Annotated in this window: 1 pseudogene; it reads left to right on the top strand. The window is 59.3% G+C overall.

What is annotated here, in order from left to right:
* Positions 1 to 915 (top strand): annotated as a pseudogene (locus BFQ00_RS29950) (type IV secretion protein Rhs); the annotation flags it as partial.

Here is a 915-nt window from a genome sequence, read left to right as displayed (position 1 = left end):
GAAAAATCATCGCCGAACGCGATGAACTCGGCCACGTCACCCGCTACGAATACGCCGACGGCCTGCACCTGATCAGCCGCCGCATCAACGCCGATGGTACTCAGGTCAAGTACCGCTACGACAATGCTCGATTGCTGCTGACCGCCATCGAAAACGAAGTCGGCGAAACCTATCGACTGGACTACCACCCCAACGGCCTGATCCGACAGGAAACCGGCTTCGACGGCCAACGCACCGCCTACGCCTACGACCTCAACGGAAACCTGCTGGAAAAGACCGAGCACGGCGACGATGGCAGTCAGCTTGTTACCCGTTACGAGCGCGACTATGCCGGTCGCCTCTTAAGAAAAACCCTGCCCGATGGCAATACGGTCGACTACACCTACGACCGCCAGGGCAACCTCCTTAGCGTCGAAGACGGCCACTGGGCGCTGGCCTACGAGTACGACAAACAAAACCGCCTCACTGCTGAGCACCAGGGCTGGGGCACCTTGCGCTATGGCTACGATGCCTGCGGGCAACTTCAACATTTACGCCTGCCGGACAACAACCGCCTCACCTTCAACCACGATAAAGGCGGCCATCTCGCCACCGTCGAACTCAATGGTGAAGTGCTCACCTCGCACTTATTCAAGAGCGGTCGCGAACACCAACGCCAACAGGGCCAACTGCTCAGCCATTACCACTACGACGACCAAAACCGCCTGCACTCCCACGCCGTCACCCAGCAAGGAAACCACCTTTACCAACGGCAATACGACTACGACAAAGCCGGCAACCTCGCCCGCCTGATCGACACCCGCAAAGGCGAACCCCGTTATCGCTACGACCCGCTAAACCGCCTGACCCGCGCCGATCACTCGCAAGACGTACAGGAGCGTTTCGGCCACAACCCCGCCGGCAATTTGCTTATGC

This window comes from Pseudomonas sp. 28 E 9 (assembly GCF_900004785.1).
GTDB classification, from domain to species: Bacteria; Pseudomonadota; Gammaproteobacteria; order Pseudomonadales; family Pseudomonadaceae; genus Aquipseudomonas; species Aquipseudomonas orientalis_A.
Note: the sequence above shows the minus strand (reverse complement) of the source record. Positions and strands in the feature narration are given on the sequence as shown.